22 protein-coding genes and 1 tRNA gene are annotated in these 20,615 nt (G+C 59.8%); 17 read left to right on the top strand and 6 right to left on the bottom strand.

Annotation, left to right across the window (positions count from 1 at the left end):
* Positions 1-7 precede the first annotated feature (7 nt).
* From phrB to GE543_RS04205, 8 genes are read left to right on the top strand one after another with little or no spacing between them, the layout of a single operon-like run.
* A complete protein-coding gene (gene phrB / locus GE543_RS04240) occupies positions 8-1,456 on the top strand; it encodes a deoxyribodipyrimidine photo-lyase (RefSeq protein WP_153220876.1) in 1,449 nt (482 codons plus the stop codon).
* Positions 1,449-1,871: a nuclear transport factor 2 family protein gene (locus GE543_RS04235; RefSeq protein ID WP_153220874.1), complete on the top strand. Its 423-nt coding sequence runs from the start codon at positions 1,449-1,451 to the stop codon at positions 1,869-1,871. Before phrB ends, GE543_RS04235 begins: the two co-directional genes overlap by 8 nt.
* Complete coding sequence (locus GE543_RS04230; RefSeq protein ID WP_003408650.1) at positions 1,868-2,656, top strand: SDR family oxidoreductase; 789 nt, start codon at positions 1,868-1,870, stop codon at positions 2,654-2,656. The genes GE543_RS04235 and GE543_RS04230 overlap by 4 nt, the downstream gene beginning before the upstream one ends.
* Complete coding sequence (locus tag GE543_RS04225) at positions 2,653-3,900, top strand: NAD(P)/FAD-dependent oxidoreductase (RefSeq protein WP_153220872.1); 1,248 nt, start codon at positions 2,653-2,655, stop codon at positions 3,898-3,900. Before GE543_RS04230 ends, GE543_RS04225 begins: the two co-directional genes overlap by 4 nt.
* Positions 3,897-4,697, top strand: a complete 801-nt coding sequence (locus GE543_RS04220) for a DUF1365 domain-containing protein (protein WP_371927089.1) — start codon at positions 3,897-3,899, stop codon at positions 4,695-4,697. Before GE543_RS04225 ends, GE543_RS04220 begins: the two co-directional genes overlap by 4 nt.
* Positions 4,684-5,952 (top strand): cyclopropane-fatty-acyl-phospholipid synthase family protein, encoded by a 1,269-nt coding sequence (locus GE543_RS04215; RefSeq protein ID WP_003421694.1) that lies wholly within the window; start codon positions 4,684-4,686, stop codon positions 5,950-5,952. The genes GE543_RS04220 and GE543_RS04215 overlap by 14 nt, the downstream gene beginning before the upstream one ends.
* On the top strand, positions 5,945-6,454 hold the full coding sequence (locus tag GE543_RS04210) for a DUF2878 domain-containing protein (RefSeq protein WP_003318232.1): 510 nt from the start codon (positions 5,945-5,947) through the stop codon (positions 6,452-6,454). The genes GE543_RS04215 and GE543_RS04210 overlap by 8 nt, the downstream gene beginning before the upstream one ends.
* A complete protein-coding gene (locus GE543_RS04205) occupies positions 6,409-6,768 on the top strand; it encodes a YkgJ family cysteine cluster protein (RefSeq protein WP_044309893.1) in 360 nt (119 codons plus the stop codon). The genes GE543_RS04210 and GE543_RS04205 overlap by 46 nt, the downstream gene beginning before the upstream one ends.
* A 311-nt stretch (positions 6,769-7,079) precedes the next feature.
* Here the strand turns inward: GE543_RS04205 and GE543_RS04200 are convergent, their stop codons facing one another.
* The 6 genes from GE543_RS04200 to hemA form a co-directional block, all read right to left on the bottom strand.
* Positions 7,080-7,598: an acyloxyacyl hydrolase gene (locus GE543_RS04200; RefSeq protein ID WP_002552154.1), complete on the bottom strand. Its 519-nt coding sequence runs from the start codon at positions 7,596-7,598 to the stop codon at positions 7,080-7,082.
* Positions 7,599-7,715: 117 nt separating this feature from the next.
* Positions 7,716-8,531, bottom strand: a complete 816-nt coding sequence (gene murI, locus GE543_RS04195; protein WP_153220870.1) for a glutamate racemase — start codon at positions 8,529-8,531, stop codon at positions 7,716-7,718.
* Entirely contained in the window at positions 8,524-9,294 is a 771-nt protein-coding gene (locus GE543_RS04190; RefSeq protein ID WP_371927088.1) for a molybdopterin-synthase adenylyltransferase MoeB, read from the bottom strand. Before GE543_RS04190 ends, murI begins: the two co-directional genes overlap by 8 nt.
* Positions 9,288-10,121 carry a peptide chain release factor N(5)-glutamine methyltransferase gene (gene prmC, locus GE543_RS04185; protein WP_153220866.1) on the bottom strand — a complete coding sequence of 278 codons (834 nt, stop codon included), beginning with the start codon at positions 10,119-10,121 and terminating at the stop codon, positions 9,288-9,290. The genes GE543_RS04190 and prmC overlap by 7 nt, the downstream gene beginning before the upstream one ends.
* Entirely contained in the window at positions 10,122-11,204 is a 1,083-nt protein-coding gene (prfA, locus tag GE543_RS04180; RefSeq protein ID WP_003408642.1) for a peptide chain release factor 1, read from the bottom strand.
* Complete coding sequence (gene hemA / locus GE543_RS04175) at positions 11,201-12,478, bottom strand: glutamyl-tRNA reductase (RefSeq protein ID WP_003317121.1); 1,278 nt, start codon at positions 12,476-12,478, stop codon at positions 11,201-11,203. The genes prfA and hemA overlap by 4 nt, the downstream gene beginning before the upstream one ends.
* A 226-nt stretch (positions 12,479-12,704) precedes the next feature.
* On the opposite strand from hemA, the gene GE543_RS04170 reads away from it, so the two are divergent.
* The 9 genes from GE543_RS04170 (at position 12,705) to epsC (ending at position 20,607) form a co-directional block, all read left to right on the top strand.
* Positions 12,705-14,432, top strand: a complete 1,728-nt coding sequence (locus tag GE543_RS04170) for a tetratricopeptide repeat protein (RefSeq protein WP_080052472.1) — start codon at positions 12,705-12,707, stop codon at positions 14,430-14,432.
* Positions 14,433-14,436: 4 nt separating this feature from the next.
* Positions 14,437-15,054: a lipoprotein insertase outer membrane protein LolB gene (gene lolB / locus GE543_RS04165; RefSeq protein ID WP_003408639.1), complete on the top strand. Its 618-nt coding sequence runs from the start codon at positions 14,437-14,439 to the stop codon at positions 15,052-15,054.
* A gap of 2 nt (positions 15,055-15,056) precedes the next feature.
* Positions 15,057-15,905, top strand: coding sequence for a 4-(cytidine 5'-diphospho)-2-C-methyl-D-erythritol kinase (gene ispE / locus GE543_RS04160; RefSeq protein WP_024693410.1), 849 nt, complete (start codon positions 15,057-15,059; stop codon positions 15,903-15,905).
* Positions 15,906-15,942: 37 nt separating this feature from the next.
* Positions 15,943-16,017 (top strand) — tRNA-Gln (locus tag GE543_RS04155).
* Between the two features lie 45 nt (positions 16,018-16,062).
* Positions 16,063-17,004, top strand: coding sequence for a ribose-phosphate pyrophosphokinase (locus tag GE543_RS04150; RefSeq protein WP_003317125.1), 942 nt, complete (start codon positions 16,063-16,065; stop codon positions 17,002-17,004).
* A 124-nt stretch (positions 17,005-17,128) separates the two neighbouring features.
* The gene (locus tag GE543_RS04145; protein ID WP_003317126.1) at positions 17,129-17,743 is read left to right on the top strand and encodes a 50S ribosomal protein L25/general stress protein Ctc; all 615 of its coding nucleotides are present in this window, start codon (positions 17,129-17,131) and stop codon (positions 17,741-17,743) included.
* A 164-nt stretch (positions 17,744-17,907) separates the two neighbouring features.
* Complete coding sequence (pth, locus tag GE543_RS04140) at positions 17,908-18,492, top strand: aminoacyl-tRNA hydrolase (protein WP_003317127.1); 585 nt, start codon at positions 17,908-17,910, stop codon at positions 18,490-18,492.
* 21 nt (positions 18,493-18,513) lie between these two features.
* Positions 18,514-19,614, top strand: coding sequence for a redox-regulated ATPase YchF (gene ychF, locus GE543_RS04135; protein ID WP_003404927.1), 1,101 nt, complete (start codon positions 18,514-18,516; stop codon positions 19,612-19,614).
* A gap of 228 nt (positions 19,615-19,842) precedes the next feature.
* On the top strand, positions 19,843-20,607 hold the full coding sequence (epsC, locus tag GE543_RS27620; RefSeq protein ID WP_153220864.1) for a serine O-acetyltransferase EpsC: 765 nt from the start codon (positions 19,843-19,845) through the stop codon (positions 20,605-20,607).
* Positions 20,608-20,615 lie beyond the last annotated feature (8 nt).

The following is a 20,615-nucleotide window of genomic DNA, read 5'->3' as shown; positions in this document are numbered from 1 at the left end:
ACTTCTCATGCAACTGATCTGGCTGCGCAGTGACCTGCGCGCTCAAGACAACACTGCCCTGACCGCCGCCATGGAGCGCGGTCCGACGCTGGCGGTCTACCTGCTCAGTCCTGCGCAGTGGCGCAGCCATGACGATGCCGACTGCAAGGTCGACTTCTGGCTGCGCAATCTGGTCGAGCTCGAGAAGGCGCTGGGCGCGTTGAATGTTCCCTTGCTGATCCGCGAGGCGGACACTTGGGACCAGGCGCCTGAAGTGCTGGCAAAGCTGTGCACACAGTTCAAGGTCGAGGGCCTGCACGTCAATCAGGAATACGGCATCAACGAGACCCGCCGTGACCAGGCGGTGCACAAGACGATGGAAAAAGCCGGTGTGCACTTCAGCAGCTACCTCGATCAGCTGTTATTCAAGCCCGGCAGCATCCTGACCAAGACCGGCAACTATTTTCAGGTATTCACCCAGTTCAAGAAGGTCTGCTATACCCGACTGCACGAGGCCATGCCGCACCCGGTGCGCACCCCGAAAGCGCAGCCGGCACAGTCGATAAAAAGCGATGCGGTTCCCGATCAGGTCAAGGGCTTTGCCACGCCCTCGAAAGCGTTGCGTGACCTGTGGCCGGCCGGTGAGGCGGAAGCCAGACGGCGTATGGACGCCTTCGCCGACGAGCAGATCAGCTACTACAAGACCGAACGCGACTTTCCGGCCAAGCCCGGCACCAGCCAGCTGTCGGCCTATTTGGCGGCCGGGGTGATTTCGCCACGCCAGTGCCTGCACGCGGCCCTGGCCAGCAATCAGGGCGAGTTCGAGACCGGCGACGTGGGCTCCGTGACCTGGATCAACGAGCTATTATGGCGAGAGTTCTATAAACACACGCTGGTCGGCTACCCGCGCGTCTCGCGTCATCGCGCCTTTCGCCCGGAAACCGAGGCGTTGAAGTGGCGCGATGCCCCTGAAGAACTGCGCGCCTGGCAAGAGGCACGGACCGGGCTGCCGATCATTGACGCAGCGATGCGTCAGTTGCTGGAAACCGGATGGATGCACAATCGGCTAAGGATGGTCGTTGCGATGTTTCTCACCAAGAACCTGTTGATCGACTGGCGTGAGGGCGAGCGCTTTTTCATGCGCCACCTGATCGACGGTGATCTGGCGTCGAACAATGGCGGCTGGCAGTGGAGCTCGTCCACCGGCACCGATTCGGCGCCCTATTTCCGTATTTTCAATCCGCTGTCGCAGTCGGAACGCTTCGACCCGGAAGGCGTGTTCATCAAGCGCTGGCTGCCGGAACTGGCGGATATGAATAAAAAGCAGATTCACGACCCGTCGTTAATCGGTGACCTGTTTGGCGCTGCCGACTACCCGAAACCCATCGTCGACCTGAGCAAGAGCCGCGCTCGCGCCCTGGCGGCGTTCAAGGCGCTCCCGGCTCGACAGCCGGCCGCAGGAGTCGAACATGGCTGATTTCCTGCATCGCTTCGCCGAAGGTTTTGCCGCGCTGAACAAGGACAACCTTGACCAGGTTGCCGAGCTGTACAGCGAAGACGTGTCGTTCAGCGACCCGATGCACGATATCCACGGCCTTGCCGCCATGCGCCACTACTTCGGCGAGCTGTACGCCAACGTCGAGGACCTGCGTTTCGACTTCCACGCCTTCGACGAAGTGCGCCCCGGCGAGGGCTATCTGGTCTGGACCATGAGTTATTCGCATCCGCGTCTGGCCGCCGGCCGGACAATTCAGGTAGAAGGCTGTTCGCACCTGAAGTGGCGCGACAAGGTTTATCGACACCGGGACTACTTCGATGCCGGTGCATTGCTCTACGAACATCTGCCCATCATGGGTCGAGTCATCCATTGGTTGAAGAAGAGGTTGGGATGAGCACTCCTGTTGCACGACGCATCTGGTTGACCGGGGCAAGCAGCGGCATTGGCCTGGCCTTGGCCAAAGAACTGCTCAACGCCGGTCATCGGCTCGCGCTGACCGCACGCACGCTTGAGCCATTGCAGAACCTTGCGAAGGTTTATCCCACGCAGGTGCTGCTGGTGACCGGTGACATCACCGACCCCGAGCAAGTCAAGGCGATTGCCGACGACATCGCCCAGCAATGGGGAGCCCTGGACACCGCCATCTTCAACGCCGGCACCTGCGAGTACATCGATGCCCGGCAGTTTGAAGCGGCCATGGTCGAACGCGTGGTGCGTACCAACCTGCTGGCCAGCAGTTACTGCATCGAGCACGCGTTGCCGCTGCTGCGCAAAGGTCATCAGCCGCATCTGGTCGGCGTGGCCAGTGCGGTGACCTACCTGGCCCTGCCCCGCGCCGAGGCCTACGGCGCGTCGAAGGCCGGCCTGCGTTACCTGCTCGAAGCGCTGCGCCTGGACCTGGCCAGCGAAAACATCGACGTGACGGTGGTCAGCCCCGGATTCGTCGACACGCCGCTGACGCAGAAAAACGATTTCCCCATGCCGATGCGCTGGCCTGTCGAAAAGGCAGCCAAGCACATCGCCAGCAAACTGGGACGCAACAAACGCCCACTGGATATCGCCTTTCCGGCGCTGTTCATCTTCAGCATGAGCCTACTGGCCCTGCTTCCGGCACGCGCCCGCCTCGCCCTCGGTAAACGCATGGCGCGCAGCGAATCGTCGAATAAGGACGCGCAATGAAGATCGCAGTCATTGGCAGCGGGATTTCTGGCCTGACCAGTGCCTACCTGCTCAACCGCGCGCATGAGGTGACCGTGTTCGAGTCTTCGGACTGGATCGGCGGGCACACTCACACGGTGGACGTGCAGGTCGAAGGCCGCGCCTACGCCATTGACACCGGTTTCATTGTCTTCAACGACTGGACCTACCCCAATTTCATTCGCCTGCTAGGCCAGCTGGGTGTCGGCTTCCAGCCTGCGGAAATGAGCTTTTCGGTGCATGATCCGCGCACTGGCGTGGAATATAACGGCAATAACCTCAACAGCCTGTTCGCCCAGCGCAGCAATCTGCTGTCGCCACGGTTCTGGGGCATGCTGCGCGATATCCTGCGTTTCAATCGCCAATCGGTCGATGATCTGGAAAATCAGCGCATCGCGGCGGACACCACGCTGGGTGAATACCTGAAGACCGGCGGTTATGGCCAGCGCTTCATCGATCATTACATCGTGCCCATGGGCGCGGCGATCTGGTCGATGTCGCTGGCCGACATGCTCGGCTTCCCGTTGCAGTTCTTCGTGCGCTTTTTCAAGAATCACGGCCTGCTCTCGGTCACCCACCGCCCGCAATGGTGCGTGATTAAGGGCGGCTCCCGCAGTTATGTGGAACCGCTGACAGCCTCGTTCCGCGAGCGCATTCGTCTGTCGTGCCCGGTCACACGTGTCGAACGTGACAGCGAAGGTGTGACGCTGCACAGCGCCATGGGCAGCGAACGCTTCGACAAGGTGGTGTTTGCCTGCCACAGCGATCAAGCCCTGGCCATGCTGGCGCAGCCATCGAGTGCCGAGCAGTCGATTCTCGGCGCGCTGCGCTATGCCGAAAACGATGTGGTGCTGCACACCGACATGCGACTGCTGCCCAAGCGCAAACTGGCCTGGGCAAGCTGGAACTATCGCCTGGGCGGCGGCGAACAGCAGTCGGCCGCCGTCACCTATGACATGAACATTCTGCAAGGGATCGAGAGCGACACGACGTTCTGCGTCAGCCTCAACCAGACTGCGGCCATCGACCCGGCCAAAATCCTCGGCCGCTACCGCTACGCCCATCCGCAATACAGCCTCGGTGCGATCGCTGCACAGGCGCGCTGGGAGGAAATCAATGGTGTGGATAACACCTGGTACTGCGGCGCCTACTGGGCCAATGGCTTTCACGAAGACGGCGTGGTCAGCGGCCTGCGTGTCGCCCAGGCCTTTGGTGAAACGCTGTGAACAGCGCCCTCTACAGTGGCTGGATCAGCCACCGGCGGTTTGCACCGCGCGCCCATGAGTTCACCTATCGGATAGGCCTGATCTATCTGGATCTGGATGAACAGGACAGCGTGCTGGGGCTCTCCCCACTGGCAGGCCGGGGGCGTTTTGCGCCGTTCTCGTTTCGTGAGCGAGACTACCTGCCAGAGCTGACCGGACAAGGGCTGACGCTCATCGAGGCGGTCCGCGAGCGGGTCGGCAAAGCGTTGGGCCGCATCCCGTCGGGTCGCGTCTGCCTGCTGACCCAGGCACGCAGTTGGGGCCTGTCTTTCAACCCGGTGAGTTTTTTCTACTGCCATGAGGCTGACGGCACACTGGCCGGCATTCTGTGTGAAGTCACCAATACCCCGTGGGGCGAGCGCTACAGCTACGTGCTGCCCGCCACCGGTGAAGGCCATCAGCATTTTGCCGTGGCCAAGGCCTTTCATGTTTCACCGTTCCTGCCACGTGATCTCGAATACCGCATGAGCTTCAGCCAGCCCGCCGAACGGATCGGTGTGCACATGGCTGACTGGCAAGGCGAGCTGAAGATGTTTGACGCCACGCTCAATCTGACCCGCCAGAATCTGAACCGCAAGACGCTGCATCGCTATCTGATCGCTTATCCATGGATGACCGCGAAAACCTGTCTGGCCATTTATTGGCAGGCCATGCGCCTGTTGGTCAAACGCATACCGATCTTTTCCCATCAGGCCGCTGACGGCGAGTACCGTGCTGCCGCCGCGCAATCCAAGGACTCACTCCATGAAAAGCAGTAGCAGTAGTTTTTCTGCCAATCTGGGCACCAATGGTTTGACTGCCAACCTCCTGCGCCGAGGTGTACTGCGGCAACTCGCAGGACTGCGCAACGGCCAGTTGGTGATTGTCGAACGGGGTGAGCGCCATGTGTTCGGCAAGAACGGCGCGCTGATTCAGGCTGAAATCCATATTCTGGACTCGGCAGCCTGGGGCATGGTCGCCAGCAACGGTTCCATCGGTGCGGGCGAGGCCTTCATTCATGGCTACTGGACGACACCAGATCTGACGGCGGTGGTCCGGGTGTTTGTTAGCAATCTGGATGTACTGGATGCGATGGAGGGCGGAATGGCGCGCCTGACCCGCCCGCTGATTCATGCGCTGCACTGGCTCAACCGCAACACGCGCGAAGGCTCGCAGAAAAACATCGCGGCCCATTACGACCTGGGCAACACGCTGTTCGAGCAGTTTCTCGACCCGACAATGATGTACTCAGCCGCGCAGTTCCTCAGCGAAGACGACACGCTGGAACAGGCGCAGTTGAACAAGCTCGAACGAATCTGTCAGAAACTTGCCTTGAAACCCACCGATCACCTGCTGGAAATCGGCACCGGCTGGGGCAGCATGGCTATTTACGCGGCGCAGCACTACGGCTGCCAGGTGACCACCACGACCCTGTCCAAAGAACAGTTCGCCTACACCGAGCGACGGTTGATCGAACTGGGCCTGCAGGATCGCGTGACGCTGCTGCTGACCGACTACCGTGACCTGACCGGTGAGTACGACAAGCTGGTGTCCATCGAGATGATCGAAGCGGTCGGCCATCGCTTCCTGCCCACCTACTTCAAGCAATGCGCGAACCTGCTGAAAAGCAACGGCATGATGCTGCTGCAGGCGATCACCATCCGCGAGCAGCGTTACGCACAGGCCAAAAGCAATGTGGACTTCATCCAGCGTTACATTTTCCCCGGTGGCGCCCTGCCCTCGGTGGCGAAGATGCTCGACATCGTCGGCAGCGATACCGACATGAACCTGCTGCACATGGAAGATTTCGGCTTGCACTACGCGCGAACCCTGCGCCTGTGGCACGACAACTTCAAAGACGCTCACGGCAAACTCGCCGAACTGGGTTACGACGAGCATTTCCTGCGCCTGTGGGAGTTTTACCTGTGTTACTGCGAAGGCGGCTTCCTGGAGCGGACCATTGGCACCGCGCAACTGCTGCTCGCCAAGCCCGAAGCGCTGCGCGAACCCTTGCTTGGGCGCTTCAATGCTTAAATCCATCGCCAATGCGCTGTTGTTTCAGATCGGCTGGTTCGCCTGTGTACTGGGCGGCAACAGTTTCTGGCTGCTGATCGCTGTCGGCGTTCTGGCGGTGCATTTTCTGTGGATCAGCTCATGGGCAGCCGAAGGCCGCCTGATTCTGACCGTGACCTTGATCGGTATCGTGCTGGACAGTGCCTTGATGACGCTCGGTGTTTTTGACTTCGGCACGGGCGGCTATCTCTTACCGCTGTGGCTGGCGCTGTTGTGGGCGGTGCTAGGCACCACGCTCAATCATTGCCTGGCCTGGACAGCGAAGCCGCTATGGCGCGCAGTCGTGCTGGGCGCTATTGGCGGCCCCATGTCGTACTATGCCGGCTCGCAACTGGCACAGGTCCATCTTCCCCTTGGAGTGTGGCCAGGCATGCTGGTGCTGGGCCTGGTCTGGGCGGGTGTATTTCCCCTGCTGCAATGGCTGGCAGCCCGCGCCGCCAGACACTCGGGAGAACCGCTCTGAACGCTACACTCATTCCGCTCGCGGAGATCCACGGCGAAGAACCGGCAGTCACGTGTTCGACCTGCGCAGCCTGCTGTTGCCAGCTGGAAGTGATGCTGATCACCGACACGGGCGTGCCTGAGCGTTACATCGATACCGATGAGTGGGGTGGCGAGGTCATGCTGCGTCTGGATGACGGCTGGTGCGCTGCACTGGATCGCAACACGATGATGTGCACGATCTACGAGAAACGCCCGTTGATCTGTCGTGAATTCGAAGCGGGTGCGGAAGATTGCCTGAACGAACGCAAAGGGATTGCGACGGCTTATCTTTGATTCATCACTATCGTCCCCACGCGCTGTGCTAAGCGTTATACACAAATCTGTTCTTGATTCTGGCCGAAGGCCGTAGGAGCGGACCGGGCGACGCTTCGCTTGTTCGCGAAGGCGTCAGTTCAGACGAAGTATTTTCGGTGAATATACCGGCCCTTTCGCGAACAAGTTCGCTCCTACGCCCTGCGGGCAGAAGCCTGAAAGCGCCGTCACCCGGGCTCTTCTGCGGGGGGGGGGGGGGGGGGATGGTCCGGAGCGGAGCGTCACGAAATGCATGCCAACGCGGGGCGCTGGCATGAGAGGCAGCTGTTTTATCAGAACGGCATCTTGTAGTGCAGTGCGTAGCTTTCTATACCGTCGTTCGGCTCTTTGATGCCGGCGTTGGAGTAGTGGGTCGCACGGATACCGACTTCATGCCCGCCCGCGAAGCGCAGACCAAAACCGATACGGTCTTCGAAGTTGAAGGCAGAACCGAACTTGCGGTCTTCGACCTGGGTGTTGGAGAACACCGAGACGCCAATACCGGCTTCTACGTATGGCTTGACGTTGCCGTTGCCGAATTCGTAGACCAGAACCGGGGAGAACGACAGGCTGTGGTTATCCTTGTAGTCCTTGCCATCCCAGTAGGTGTAAGCGCCATCCCAGTAGCCGGTCAAACGACCGATGTCGCTTTGCAGCCAGGTTTTATCCCAATCAAACTGCACGCCCAGACGATAAGTCATGGTCGACTCGCCGGTCTGACCGACCGAAAACTCAACACCATCAGCCTGCGCGATTGAAGCTTGCCCTGCCAAAGCGGCCGCAATCACGGCCAGGCAAAAGAGTCTCTTCATGAGAAACGTCCTAAATATATTAAATTGTACGAAAAGTGTTGGAATTCATCAGCCGCTTTTATAGAAGCCGCGGAGGCGACGTAAGTTCACCCCAAAAGCGCCTTTTTCACGTTTTTTTTACAAACGGAAGCTTCTCACATCGCCGACGTTTTGCGACAAAAAAGGTAGGATTTTTCTGAAATTGTCCGGTATGTCACTAGACCAATACACAGTGTCTCGGGCGATACCACTGGCAAGCAGGCCGGACCGCGCCAAAAGACGCTGCAGCTGCCGCGCCACTGCGGCTCCGGTATCGATCAGGGTGACCGACTCCGGGAGCATTTCGCGCAGCAATGGCTTGAGAAACGGATAGTGCGTGCAGCCCAGAATGATCGTGTCACAGCGCGCTGCCAGTAGCGGCTCGACATAATGCTGCAGCAATTGACGGATTTGCGGGCTTAACAGGTCGCCGGTTTCGATCAGTTCGACCAGCCCGGGACACGGCTGGGTCACGACCCGCACATCGTTGGCAAAACGGTCCAGCAAGGCCGCAAAGCGGGCGCTTTGTAGCGTTCCGGTGGTCGCCAGCACACCGACAACGCCGCTGCGGGTCGCCTCGGCAGCCGGTTTGACCGCTGGCTCCATGCCGACAATCGACCAATCCGGGTAGCGCTGACGCAGGTGCGACACGCCTGCTGCCGTGGCCGTGTTGCAGGCGACGACCAGCGCCTTGGCACCCTGCTCGCGGAAAAACCCGGCAATCGTCAGGCACCGCTCGATGATGAATTCGGGAGTCTTTTCGCCGTAGGGAATGTGCCCGCAGTCCGCCAGATACAGCAGCGACTCGCTGGGCAACAGCTGACGTATTTCATTGAGCACCGACAGACCACCGACCCCGGAATCGAAGATTCCGACCGGCGCATCGCTGCCATGGCTCATATGCACGTCACGCATGCTCGCCCTGCACGCTGGCCGCACCGCAGACGCTGCACGCCGGGTCACGCTTGACCTTCAGTTCACGGAAACGCGTGCTCAAGGCGTCGATCAACAACAGGCGACCGACCATGGGCTCGCCGAAGCCGGCCAGCAGTTTCAACGCCTCCAGCGCCTGCAGGCTGCCAACCAGACCGACCAGCGGCCCGATGACACCGGCCTCGCTGCAGGTCAGTTCGGCTTCGCTGCCATGCCCGTACAGACAATGGTAACAAGGGCTGTCCGCATGACGCGGATCGAACACCAACAACTGCCCTTCGAGCCGGATGGCCGCCCCGCTGACCAACGGCTTGCCGGCAGCGACACAGGCGGCATTGACCGCTTCGCGGGTGGCGAAATTATCCGAGCAGTCCAGCACCAGATCGACAGCCTGCACCGCCGCGCCCAGTGAGTCGGTATCCAGCGCCGTACGATGAGCGACAAGGGTGATCTCGGGATTGATCGCGGTGAGCCGGGCGATGGCCGAGTCCACCTTGGCCTGCCCGATGCTCTGAGTGTCGTGGATGATCTGGCGTTGCAGGTTGGTCAGGTCGACGTGATCGAAATCCGCCAGATGCAGTTCGCCGACCCCTGCGGCGGCCAGATACAAGGCCACCGGCGAGCCAAGCCCGCCGATGCCCACGATCAACGCACGACTTTGCTTGAGTCGCAGCTGGCCGTCGATATCAACGTGTTGCAGCAGAATCTGGCGACTGTAGCGCAGCAGCTCCTGGTCACTCAGCACGGCTTGCATCCGAACGTGATGCGCTCATGCTCGCCCAGATCACGGCGCGTCTGAATACGCTCGAAGCCCTGGCGAATCAGCAGCTCACGCACCGCAGCCCCCTGATCGTAGCCGTGTTCCAGCAGCAGCCATCCATCCGCGTTGAGGTGTGCAGGCGCCTGTTCGATGATCGTGCGCAAGTCATCCAGCCCGTCGGAACCGGCCACCAGCGCACTGCTCGGCTCAAAACGCACGTCGCCAGCCGACAGATGCGGATCGGCGTCGGAGATGTACGGCGGGTTGCTGATGATCAGGTCGAACTGTCGACCCTGCAGGCCACTGAACCAGTGGCTTTCGAAGACTTCGGCGTTGTTCAGTTGCAAGCGCTGCCGGTTGCGTTCGGCCAAGGCGACGGCCTCTGGCACACGGTCAACCGCGGTGACCTTCCATTGCTGGCGGTCGTTGGCCAGCGCCAGCCCAATCGCGCCGGTGCCGGTGCCAAGGTCCAGCACCTGAGCAGGCGCGAAGGCAGGCACCATTTCCAGTGCCGCCTCGACCAGCATTTCGGTCTCGGGGCGCGGGATCAACGTGTGCGGCGCGACTTCCAGGTCCAGCTTCCAGAAGCCCTGCTGGCCGAGGATGTAAGCGACCGGCTCGCCCTTGCGGCGGCGTTCCATGTAGCCAGCGAATGCCACTGCGGCTTCGGTGCTGACGATGCGCTCGGGCCAGGTGTGCAGAAAACTGCGCGGTTTGCCCAGCGCTGCCGCCAGCAGCAACTCGGCATCGAGCCGTGCGGTCGGTGAATCGGGAAGCTCGGCGCTTCTGAGTACACTTGCGATGATGGTCATTTACTCACCCAGTGCCGCAAGTTGATCAGCCTGATATTCAGCGAGTAGCGGCTCTATCACTGCATCGACTCCGCCCGCCAGAACTTCATCCAGCGAATACAAAGTCAGGTTCACGCGGTGATCCGTCACTCGCCCCTGAGGGAAGTTATACGTACGTATGCGCTCGGACCGATCGCCCGAGCCGACCAGCAGCTTGCGCTCGCTGGCAATGGCATTGGCCGCCGCGCTGGTCTGCTGATCATTCAGTTTGGCAGATAGCCAGGACATTGCCCGGGCTCTGTTCTTGTGCTGCGAACGCTCTTCCTGGCACTCGACGACAATACCTGACGGCAAGTGAGTGATGCGGATCGCCGAGTCGGTCTTGTTGACGTGCTGACCACCGGCACCCGAAGAACGATAGGTGTCGACCCGCAGGTCGGCTGGGTTGATCTCGATCGCCTGCTGCTCGTCAGGCTCCGGCAACACCGCAACCGTACAGGCAGAGGTATGGATGCGGCCCTGGGATTCGGTCTCCGGAACACGCTGCACACGGTGCGCGCCGGACTCGAATTTCAGCTTGCCGTAGACGCTGTCACCCTCGACGCGCGCAATGACTTCCTTGTAGCCGCCATGCTCGCCTTCGTTTTCGGAAAGAATCTCGACCCGCCAGCCACGCCGCTCGGCGTAACGCGAATACATGCGGAACAGGTCGCCGGAGAAGATCGCCGCTTCGTCACCGCCGGTGCCCGCGCGGATTTCCAGAAACACGTTACGACCGTCGTTCGGGTCCTTGGGCAGCAGCATGCGCTGCAATTGCGCTTCCAGCTCGACCAGTTGCTGCCTGGTTTCGCGAACTTCCTCGACGGCCATTTCGCGCATGTCCGGATCACTGTCCTTGAGCAGCGCCTGTGCGCCCTCCAGATCACCCTGCACCCTGAGCAACTGCGCGTAGAGCGTAACGACCGGCTCCACTTCAGCGTATTCACGGGAATAGGCGCGAAAGCGTGTCTGATCGCTGATGACTTCCGCGTCGCCGAGCAGCGCGGTCAGTTCCTCGAAACGGTCGCTGAGCACATCCAGCTTATTGAGCAGTGAAGCTTTCATTGCGGGGTTTTATCCGTCGAGCCCTCACCGAGGGCAAATAGTTCCTGGGCCATGGCCAGCGCATCGACGCGGCCTTCGGCAGACAGCTTCTTGAGCTGCACGCTGGGTGCATGCAGCAATTTGTTGGTCAGGCCACGCGCCAGCTGGATCAGTACGTCCTCGGCATTGCTGCCGTTGGCCAGCATACGTTGCGCCTTGCTCAGTTCTTCGTCACGCAGCCGTTCGCTTTGCTGACGATAGGCGCGCAGCACGTCGACTGCAGCCAGTTCGCGCAGGCGCGACATGAAGTCCTCGGCACCCACGCTGACCAGTTGCTCGGCGGCCAGCGCCGCGCCCTGACGGCTCTTGAGATTCTCTGCCACCACTTCATGCAGGTCATCGACGCTGTACAGGTAAACATCGTCCAGCTCGCCGACTTCAGGCTCGATATCCCGCGGTACGGCGATATCGACCATGAAAATCGGTTTGTGCTTGCGCAGCTTCAGCGCACTTTCCACGGCGCCCTTGCCCAGAATCGGCAACTGGCTGGCCGTCGAGCTGATCACGATATCGCTGTTGACCAGTTCCGCCGGGATGTCCGACAACAGCACCGCGTGCGCACCGAACTCGGCGGCAAGCATGCTGGCGCGTTCCAGCGTGCGGTTGGCGACCACAATACGCTTGACGCCCAGATCATGCAGATGCCGGGCGACCAGCGTAATGGTCTCGCCTGCACCGATCAACAAGGCCTGGCTGCGTTGCAGGTCACTGAAAATCTGTTTCGCCAGGCTGACTGCGGCAAAGGCCACAGAGACCGGGTTCTCGCCGATGGCGGTGTCGGTACGCACCTGTTTGGCGGCGCTGAACGTCGCCTGGAACAGACGACCGAGCAACGGCCCGACCGTGCCGGCTTCGCGGGCAACCGCGTAGGCGGACTTCATCTGGCCGAGAATCTGCGGCTCGCCGAGCACCAGCGAATCGAGCCCCGAGGCGACACGCATCATGTGCCGCACGGCAGCGTCATCTTCGTGCACGTAAGCACTGGCGCGCAGTTCTTCAAGACTGAGGTGATGATAATTGGCGAGCCAGGCAAGAATACTGTCCGCGCCGAGGTGCTCGTGTTCGATGTACAACTCGCTGCGGTTGCAGGTAGAAAGGATCGCAGCCTCGCGGCTTTCCGTCAGTTGGCAGAGCTGCTGCAATGCCTCGACCAGCTGTTCCGGGGTAAATGCCACACGCTCGCGAACGTCGACCGAGGCGGTCTTATGGTTGATACCGAGTGCAAGGAAGGCCATTCAGGGTCGCAGGTGGTGACGTGAAGCCGGTAATTGTCCTACTTCGATAAGCTCAGAACAACCACCACATATTATTGTCCCACTACAATCGCTCGTCGCAGACCGTGCTTTTGGGTCCGCGACACTGCAAACACACGCATTGCATCAGTTTTTCCGACGGCTGTGGGTTTTGCCAACAGCCTTGTGTCATGATGCTCCCACCGCAGGTAAGCCGCCCTTCTTATATATGAATAGATCCTCCGCGTTGTTCCTTGCTCTTGCCTTTCTAGGTGGCTGTCAGTCCATGACCCCCGCCTCGTCACAGCCTGTGCCCGCTCAAAAGGACGCCCCACCCGCGCCTGAAGCCAAGCCGCAGGTCTATGGCTCGTTCACTCAGGACACTCTTGTCAGCCTGTTGAGTGCGGAGCTGGCTGGCCAGCGCAACCGCTTCGACATCGCCCTGGACAACTACGTGACCCAGGCGATCAAGACTCAGGACCCGGGGGTCTCGGAGCGCGCTTATCAGATTGCCGAGTACATGGGTGCCGATCAGTCGGCGCTGGATACCGCACTGATCTGGGCGAGGAACGCGCCGGGCAATCTTGAAGCGCAACGAGCCGCCGCCATTCAACTGGCGCGCGCCGGGCGTTACGACGACTCCCTTGTGTACATGGAGAGGGTCCTGCAAGGCCAGGGCGACACGCACTTCGATTTTCTGGCCCTGTCGGCGGCCGAAACAGATCCGGACACCCGCAATGGTCTGCTCAAGAGCTTTGACCGACTGCTGGGCAAATACCCGAACAATGGCCAGCTGATTTTCGGCAAGGCGCTGTTGCTGCAGCAGAACGGCGATTCCGAACAGTCGCTGAAACTGCTCGAAGACAACCCGCCCAAAGAAGGCGAAATCGCGCCGATCCTGCTCCACGCCCGCCTGCTGCAAAGCATGAATCGAGGCAAGGAAGCGGTGCCCCTGCTGGAAAAAAGCATCAAGAAATACCCCGACGACAAGCGTCTGCGCCTGACCTATGCGCGCATGCTCGTCGAGCAGAACCGTATGGAAGACGCCAAAGTGCAGTTTTCTGCGCTCTTGCAGCAGTATCCGGATGATGACGAGCTGCGCTTCTCGCTGGCCTTGGTGTGCCTTGAAGCCAAGGCCTGGGACGAAGCAGCGGGTTATCTGGAAGAACTGATCGCCCGTGGCGCGCATGTCGATTCGGCGCACTTGAATCTGGGCCGCATCCACGAAGAGCGCGATGACCCGCAAAGCGCGCTCAACGAATACGCTCAGGTAGGCCCCGGCCCGGACTTCCTCGCAGCGCAATTGCGCCAGGCCGATATTCTGGTCAGCAACGGTAACGGTGCCGAAGCCGCCAAACGGCTGTCAGAAGCCCGCGCCGAAGAGCCCGATTATGCTGTGCAGTTGTACCTGATCGAAGCCGAAACACTGACCAGCAATGATCAGCTGGATCGTGGCTGGCAGGTATTGAATCAGGCGCTCAAGCAATACCCGGACGACGCCAACCTGCTGTACACCCGCGCCATGCTGGCTGAAAAACGCAATGATCTGGCGCAGATGGAAAAAGACCTGCGGACCATCATCAAGCGCGAACCGGAAAATGCCATGGCGCTGAATGCGCTGGGCTACACGCTTTCCGATCGCACCACGCGTTATAGCGAAGCCCGCGAACTGATCGAAAAAGCCCACAAGATCAGTCCTGACGATCCGGCAGTGCTCGACAGCCTTGGCTGGGTGAACTACCGCCTGGGCAATCTGGACGATGCCGAGCGCTACCTGCGTCAGGCACTCGAGCGCTTCCCTGACCACGAAGTAGCTGCCCATCTGGGCGAAGTACTCTGGGCCAAGGGCGAGCAGCGCGAAGCCAAAAAAGTCTGGGCCAAGGCCCTGGAACAACAACCCGACAGCACCGTCCTGCGCAGCACACTGCGACGCTTGACCGGATCAGAGACCCTTTGACGTTATGTTTTTGCGCCACGTATTAGTATTCAGCCTCATCGCCCTGCTCACCGGCTGCGCCGGCCTCACCTCCCGCGAAGCCGTTCAGGGCAAGGGTGACCCCGCGCAATGGCGCGAGCACAAACAACAACTGAGCAGCCTCGATGGCTGGCAGATTAACGGTAAGGTCGGTATCCGCGCGCCGAAAGACTCCGGCAGCGGCACCCTGTTCTGGCTGCAGCGCCAGGATTACTACGATATCCGCCTGTCCGGCCCGCTCGGTCGTGGCGCAGCGCGGCTGACCGGCAGGCCCGGCGCCGTGGTGCTCGAAGTCGCCAATCAGGGTCGCTACGAAGCCACCTCGCCAGAATCACTGCTGCAGGATCAACTGGGCTGGAAACTGCCCGTGTCGCACCTCGTATGGTGGGTACGCGGTCTGCCGGCACCGGACAGCAAAAGCAACGTGACACTCGATGGTGACAGCCGGCTGGCCAGCCTTGAACAGGATGGCTGGCAGGTGGAATACCTCAGCTACGTCGAGCAGAACGGCTATTGGCTACCGGAGCGCGTCAAGCTGCACGGGCAGGACCTGGATGTCACGCTGGTCATCAAGGACTGGCAGCCTCGCAAACTGGGGCAATGAGCATGAGCACGCCACAACTGGTTTTGCCTGCCCCGGCAAAACTCAACCTCATGCTGCACATTCTGGGACGTCGCCCTGACGGTTATCACGAACTGCAGACCCTGTTTCAGTTTCTCGATTACGGCGACGAACTGGGTTTTAGCGTTCGCGAAGATGGCGAGATTCGCCTGCAGACCGACGTTCCCGGCGTCCCGCATGACAGCAACCTGATCGTCAAAGCCGCCCGCGCCCTGCAACAACAGTCCGGCTGCACACTGGGCATGGACATCTGGCTGGAAAAACGCCTGCCCATGGGTGGCGGTATCGGCGGCGGCAGCTCGGATGCAGCGACCACCCTGCTCGCCCTGAATCATTTATGGCAGCTCGGCTGGGATGAGGATCGTCTGGCGCAACTGGGGCTGACGCTGGGCGCCGATGTACCGGTTTTCGTGCGTGGACATGCCGCTTTTGCTGAGGGCGTCGGCGAAATTCTCACCCCGGTTGACCCGGAAGAACCCTGGTATTTGGTGCTCGTCCCGCAAGTATCTGTAAGTACAGCAGAAATTTTTTCAGATCCGTTGTTGACACGCGACACGCCGCCCATTAAAGTGCGCCCCGTTCCCAAGGGAAACAGTCGAAATGACTGTAAGGCGGTTGTAGAGAGGCGTTACCCAGAAGTACGTAACGCTTTGAATTTGTTAGGTAAATTTACCGAAGCAAAATTAACCGGAACTGGAAGTTGTGTGTTTGGGGCCTTCCCAAACAAAGCTGAAGCTGATAAAGTCTCGGCCCTTCTTACAGAGACCCTTACGGGGTTCGTAGCGAAAGGAAGCAACATCTCGATGTTGCATCGTAAGCTGCAAATTCTGTAGCAGGAATTGAGTGCCAGGCACTCGATTGATTCAATACAGGGGCGTCGCCAAGCGGTAAGGCAGCAGGTTTTGATCCTGCCATGCGTTGGTTCGAATCCAGCCGCCCCTGCCATTTTCTATACTCATCCAGGTTACCCTCAGCCTCTAGGTACTGCGCGTGTCCAAGATGATGGTCTTTACGGGGAATGCCAACCCCGATCTCGCTCGGCGTGTAGTACGTCAGCTGCATATCCCACTGGGTGATGTTTCTGTTGGAAAATTCTCCGACGGCGAAATCAGCACTGAGATTAATGAAAACGTCCGCGGTAAAGACGTCTTTATCATTCAGCCGACCTGCGCACCCACGAACGACAACCTGATGGAACTCGTCGTGATGGCTGATGCCTTCCGTCGCTCCTCAGCTTCCCGAATCACTGCTGTGATTCCCTACTTTGGTTATGCCCGCCAGGATCGCCGTCCGCGCTCCGCACGCGTTGCCATCAGCGCAAAAGTTGTCGCTGATATGCTGACCGTAGTGGGAATCGACCGTGTGCTCACGGTTGATCTTCATGCTGACCAGATTCAGGGCTTCTTCGACATTCCGGTAGATAACATCTACGGCTCCCCCGTTCTGGTGGATGACATCGAAGATCAGCGCTTTGAAAACCTGATGATCGTTTCCCCGGATATCGGCGGTGTCGTGCGTGCACGTGCTGTCGCCAAATCCCTGGGTGTCGATCTCGGTATCATCGACAAACGCCGTGAGAAGGCCAATCACTCCGAAGTGATGCATATCATTGGTGATGTCGAAGGGCGTACCTGCATTCTGGTCGATGACATGGTCGATACCGCCGGCACGCTGTGCCACGCGGCCAAGGCCCTGAAAGAGCATGGTGCTGCCAAGGTCTTCGCCTACTGCACACACCCTGTGCTGTCGGGTCGGGCGATCGAAAACATTGAAAATTCCGTGCTGGACGAACTGGTGGTGACCAACACCATCCCGTTGTCCGCCGCCGCTCAAGCCTGTGGCCGTATCCGTCAACTGGATATTGCCCCGGTAGTCGCCGAAGCGGTTCGCCGCATCAGCAACGAAGAATCGATCAGCGCGATGTTCCGTTAACTGACATCACGCAGACGAAAAGCGCCCCGCCCTGACATCCGGTCAGGGCGGGGCTTTTTTGCCCATACCATCCGAGCGCTGGTCGCAAACGCAACGGTGGATGTGGTTAATTTGGAGATACAACATGAACGAATTTACCCTGAATGCAGAACAGCGTTCCGACCTGGGGAAAGGTGCGAGCCGCCGCCTGCGTCGTCTCGCTAGCCTGGTTCCAGCTGTCGTCTACGGTGGCGACAAAGCCCCCGAGTCCATCAGCATGCTGGCCAAAGAAGTTGCCAAACTGCTGGAAAACGATGCGGCCTACAGCCACATCATCGAGCTGAACGTTGGTGGCAAGAAGCAAAACGTCATCATCAAGGCGCTGCAACGTCACCCGGCCAAAGGCCACGTGATGCACGCTGACTTCGTGCGCGTTATTGCCGGCCAGAAGCTGACCGCAATCGTGCCGATCCACTTCCTGAACGAAGAAGCTCCGGTCAAGAAAGGCGGCGAGATCTCGCACACTACCACTGAACTGGAAGTGACCTGCCTGCCGAAAGACCTGCCTGAGTTCATCGAAGTTGATCTGGGCGCGCTGGAAGTAGGTGACAACGTTCACCTGTCCGAACTGAAAGCCCCTAAAGGCGTTGAGTTCGTCGCTTTGGCACACGGTACTGACCTGGCAATCGCCAACGTCCACGCACCGCGTATCGTCAAAGACGAAGAAGAAGGTGAAGCTGAAGAAGGCGCTGCCGAGTAATTCATTACTTGGTAACGTCGGAGTTGCTCAGGGAACATCGCGAGCGATAGCAGGCAAAGCGGGCGAGATCGCTGAGTTTACATCATGGTAAATGAGCAGTTTTCGTCCACATTGCCGCTGTCGTCAGCGGTTCAACCCTCAACTCCAAAGGAAGAGCCCCTGTCGTGACCGCCATACAACTGATCGTGGGCCTGGGAAATCCAGGCGCCGAATACGAACAGACCCGGCATAACGCAGGGGCTTTTTTTGTTGAGCGTATTGCTGCGGCGCAACGAGTCAACCTCGTTCCCGAGCGCAAATTCTTTGGCCTGACCGGGCGCTTCACGCACCAGGGTCAGGATGTTCGTCTGCTGATTCCCACCACTTACATGAACCGCAGCGGCCAGGCTGTCGCGGCACTCGCCGGCTTTTATCGTATTCCGGTCGAGTCGATTCTGGTGGCGCATGACGAACTTGACCTGCCTCCGGGCGTTGCCAAACTCAAAGTGGGCGGCGGCCATGGCGGTCATAACGGGCTGCGCGACATCATTGCGCAGCTCGGCAATCAGAACACATTTCATCGCTTGCGGCTTGGCATTGGCCACCCGGGCGATGCCAGCAAGGTATCCGGCTTTGTCCTGGGTCGAGCGCCACGCGCCGAACAGGAAAAACTGGACGCCAGTATCGACTTTGCCCTCGGCGTGCTGCCGGATATCTTCGCCGGTGAATGGAACCGGGCGATGAAAAACCTGCACAGCCAGAAGGCCTGACATCACTCGAGGGGAAACACCATGGGATTCAATTGCGGCATCGTCGGCCTGCCTAACGTCGGCAAGTCCACCCTGTTCAACGCCCTGACCAAATCTGGTATCGCGGCCGAGAACTTCCCCTTCTGCACCATCGAACCGAACAGCGGTATCGTGCCGATGCCCGACCCGCGTCTGGCGGCCCTGGCAGCCATCGTCAACCCGAAACGCATACTGCCGACCACCATGGAGTTCGTCGACATCGCCGGCCTCGTGGCAGGCGCTTCGAAGGGCGAAGGCCTGGGCAACAAGTTTCTCGCCAACATCCGCGAGACCGACGCCATCGCCCACGTGGTGCGCTGCTTTGAAGACGAGAACGTGATTCACGTTTCCAACAGCGTCGACCCCAAGCGCGACATCGAGATCATTGATCTGGAACTGATCTTCGCCGACCTCGACAGCTGCGAGAAGCAACTGCAAAAGGTCACCCGCAACGCCAAGGGCGGCGACAAGGACGCAGTGGTCCAGAAGGGCCTGCTCGAGCAGTTGATTGCACACTTCAGCGAAGGCAAGCCTGCACGCAGCCTGATGAAGAGCATGAGCAATGACGAGAAAGCCACCATCCGTGGCTTCCACCTGCTGACCACCAAGCCGGTCATGTACATCGCCAACGTCGCCGAAGACGGTTTCGAGAACAACCCGCTGCTGGACGTGGTCCGCGCCATCGCCGAAGAAGAAGGCGCAATGCTGGTGCCGGTCTGCAACAAGATCGAAGCCGAAATCGCCGAGCTCGATGACGGCGAAGAGAAGGACATGTTCCTCGAAGCCTTGGGCCTCGAAGAACCCGGCCTGAACCGCGTGATTCGCGCTGGCTACGAAATGCTCCACCTGCAGACCTACTTCACCGCAGGCGTCGAAGAAGTCCGCGCCTGGACCGTCCGCGTCGGTGCCACCGCACCACAAGCCGCAGGCGTGATCCACACCGACTTCGAAAAAGGCTTCATCCGCGCCGAAGTGGTGGCCTATGACGACTTCATCCAGTTCAAGGGTGAGTCAGGCGCCAAGGAAGCCGGCAAGTGGCGTCTGGAAGGCAAGGAATACATCGTTAAAGACGGTGATGTGATGCATTTCCGGTTTAACGTCTGATTCGAGTACCCGGTTTCAGGGGCTTCCTGAAACACTTCGAACTGCATACCTCGATAAAACCGCGCCCTGCCGCGGTTTTGTCGTTTTTGGGCTGCTTGCGAAAAACGCGCCTTGCGCCTGCTACGCTCCATTCTTGTGTTGCACTAAAAGCAACAAAGTTTTCAGTTTGTGTTTTTGCTGGCTCTTCGACGCCATGCCCATACTCCCCTACCGACACAGGAGATGGATATGAGCCCTCTTTGGCAGCGCCTTCGCGAACAGGCTCACCAGTTGAGCGAACGCAATCCGGCATTAGGCGAATACGCCAAAAGCCACCTGCTCGCCTACGAAACGTTCGAGGCTGCGCTTGCCGCAAACCTCGCGCGTCAGATTCAGGCTCAAGCCAGTAACGTAGCACTGGAGAGCTGGTTCAAGTCGATAATCGACGCCAACCCCGGTATCGCAGAAGCGGCCGCAGCCGATATAAACCACCTGGAAATCGTCAATCCGGCTTGCCCTGACCACCTCACCGCTTTTCTGACCTTCCGCGGTATCCTCGCCGTGCAGGCGTATCGCATCGCCCATGCACTCTGGGCTGACGGAGACGTGCAAAGCGCGGTGCTTGTACAGAACTGGGCGGCCAATACCTGGAGCATCGACATTCATCCTGCCGCTCGTCTGGGCCGAGCACTGTTCGTCGATCACGGTATTGGCCTGGTCATTGGCGAGACCGCTGTAGTCGAGGATGAGGTAAGCCTGTGGCACGGCGTCACGCTGGGCAGCACACTCAGCGAGGCGGGCGACAGACATCCCAAGATACGCCGAGGCGCATTGATTTGCGCCGGTGCAACCGTTCTGGGAAACATTGAGGTGGGGGCCCGTGCAATCGTGGCGGCCAATGCGGTGGTACTCAAGCCGGTAGCCGCAGGAACCGTGGTTGCAGGTGCTCCAGCCAAGGTGATAGGCGACGCCCCCGCAGCCCTCGCTACCTTTAACGCAAAATCCCGACGCTAACAGGAGAT

It is taken from the genome of Pseudomonas sp. SZ57 (genome assembly GCF_009495975.1).
Taxonomy (GTDB): Bacteria; Pseudomonadota; Gammaproteobacteria; order Pseudomonadales; family Pseudomonadaceae; genus Aquipseudomonas; species Aquipseudomonas syringae.
Note: the sequence above shows the minus strand (reverse complement) of the source record. Positions and strands in the feature narration are given on the sequence as shown.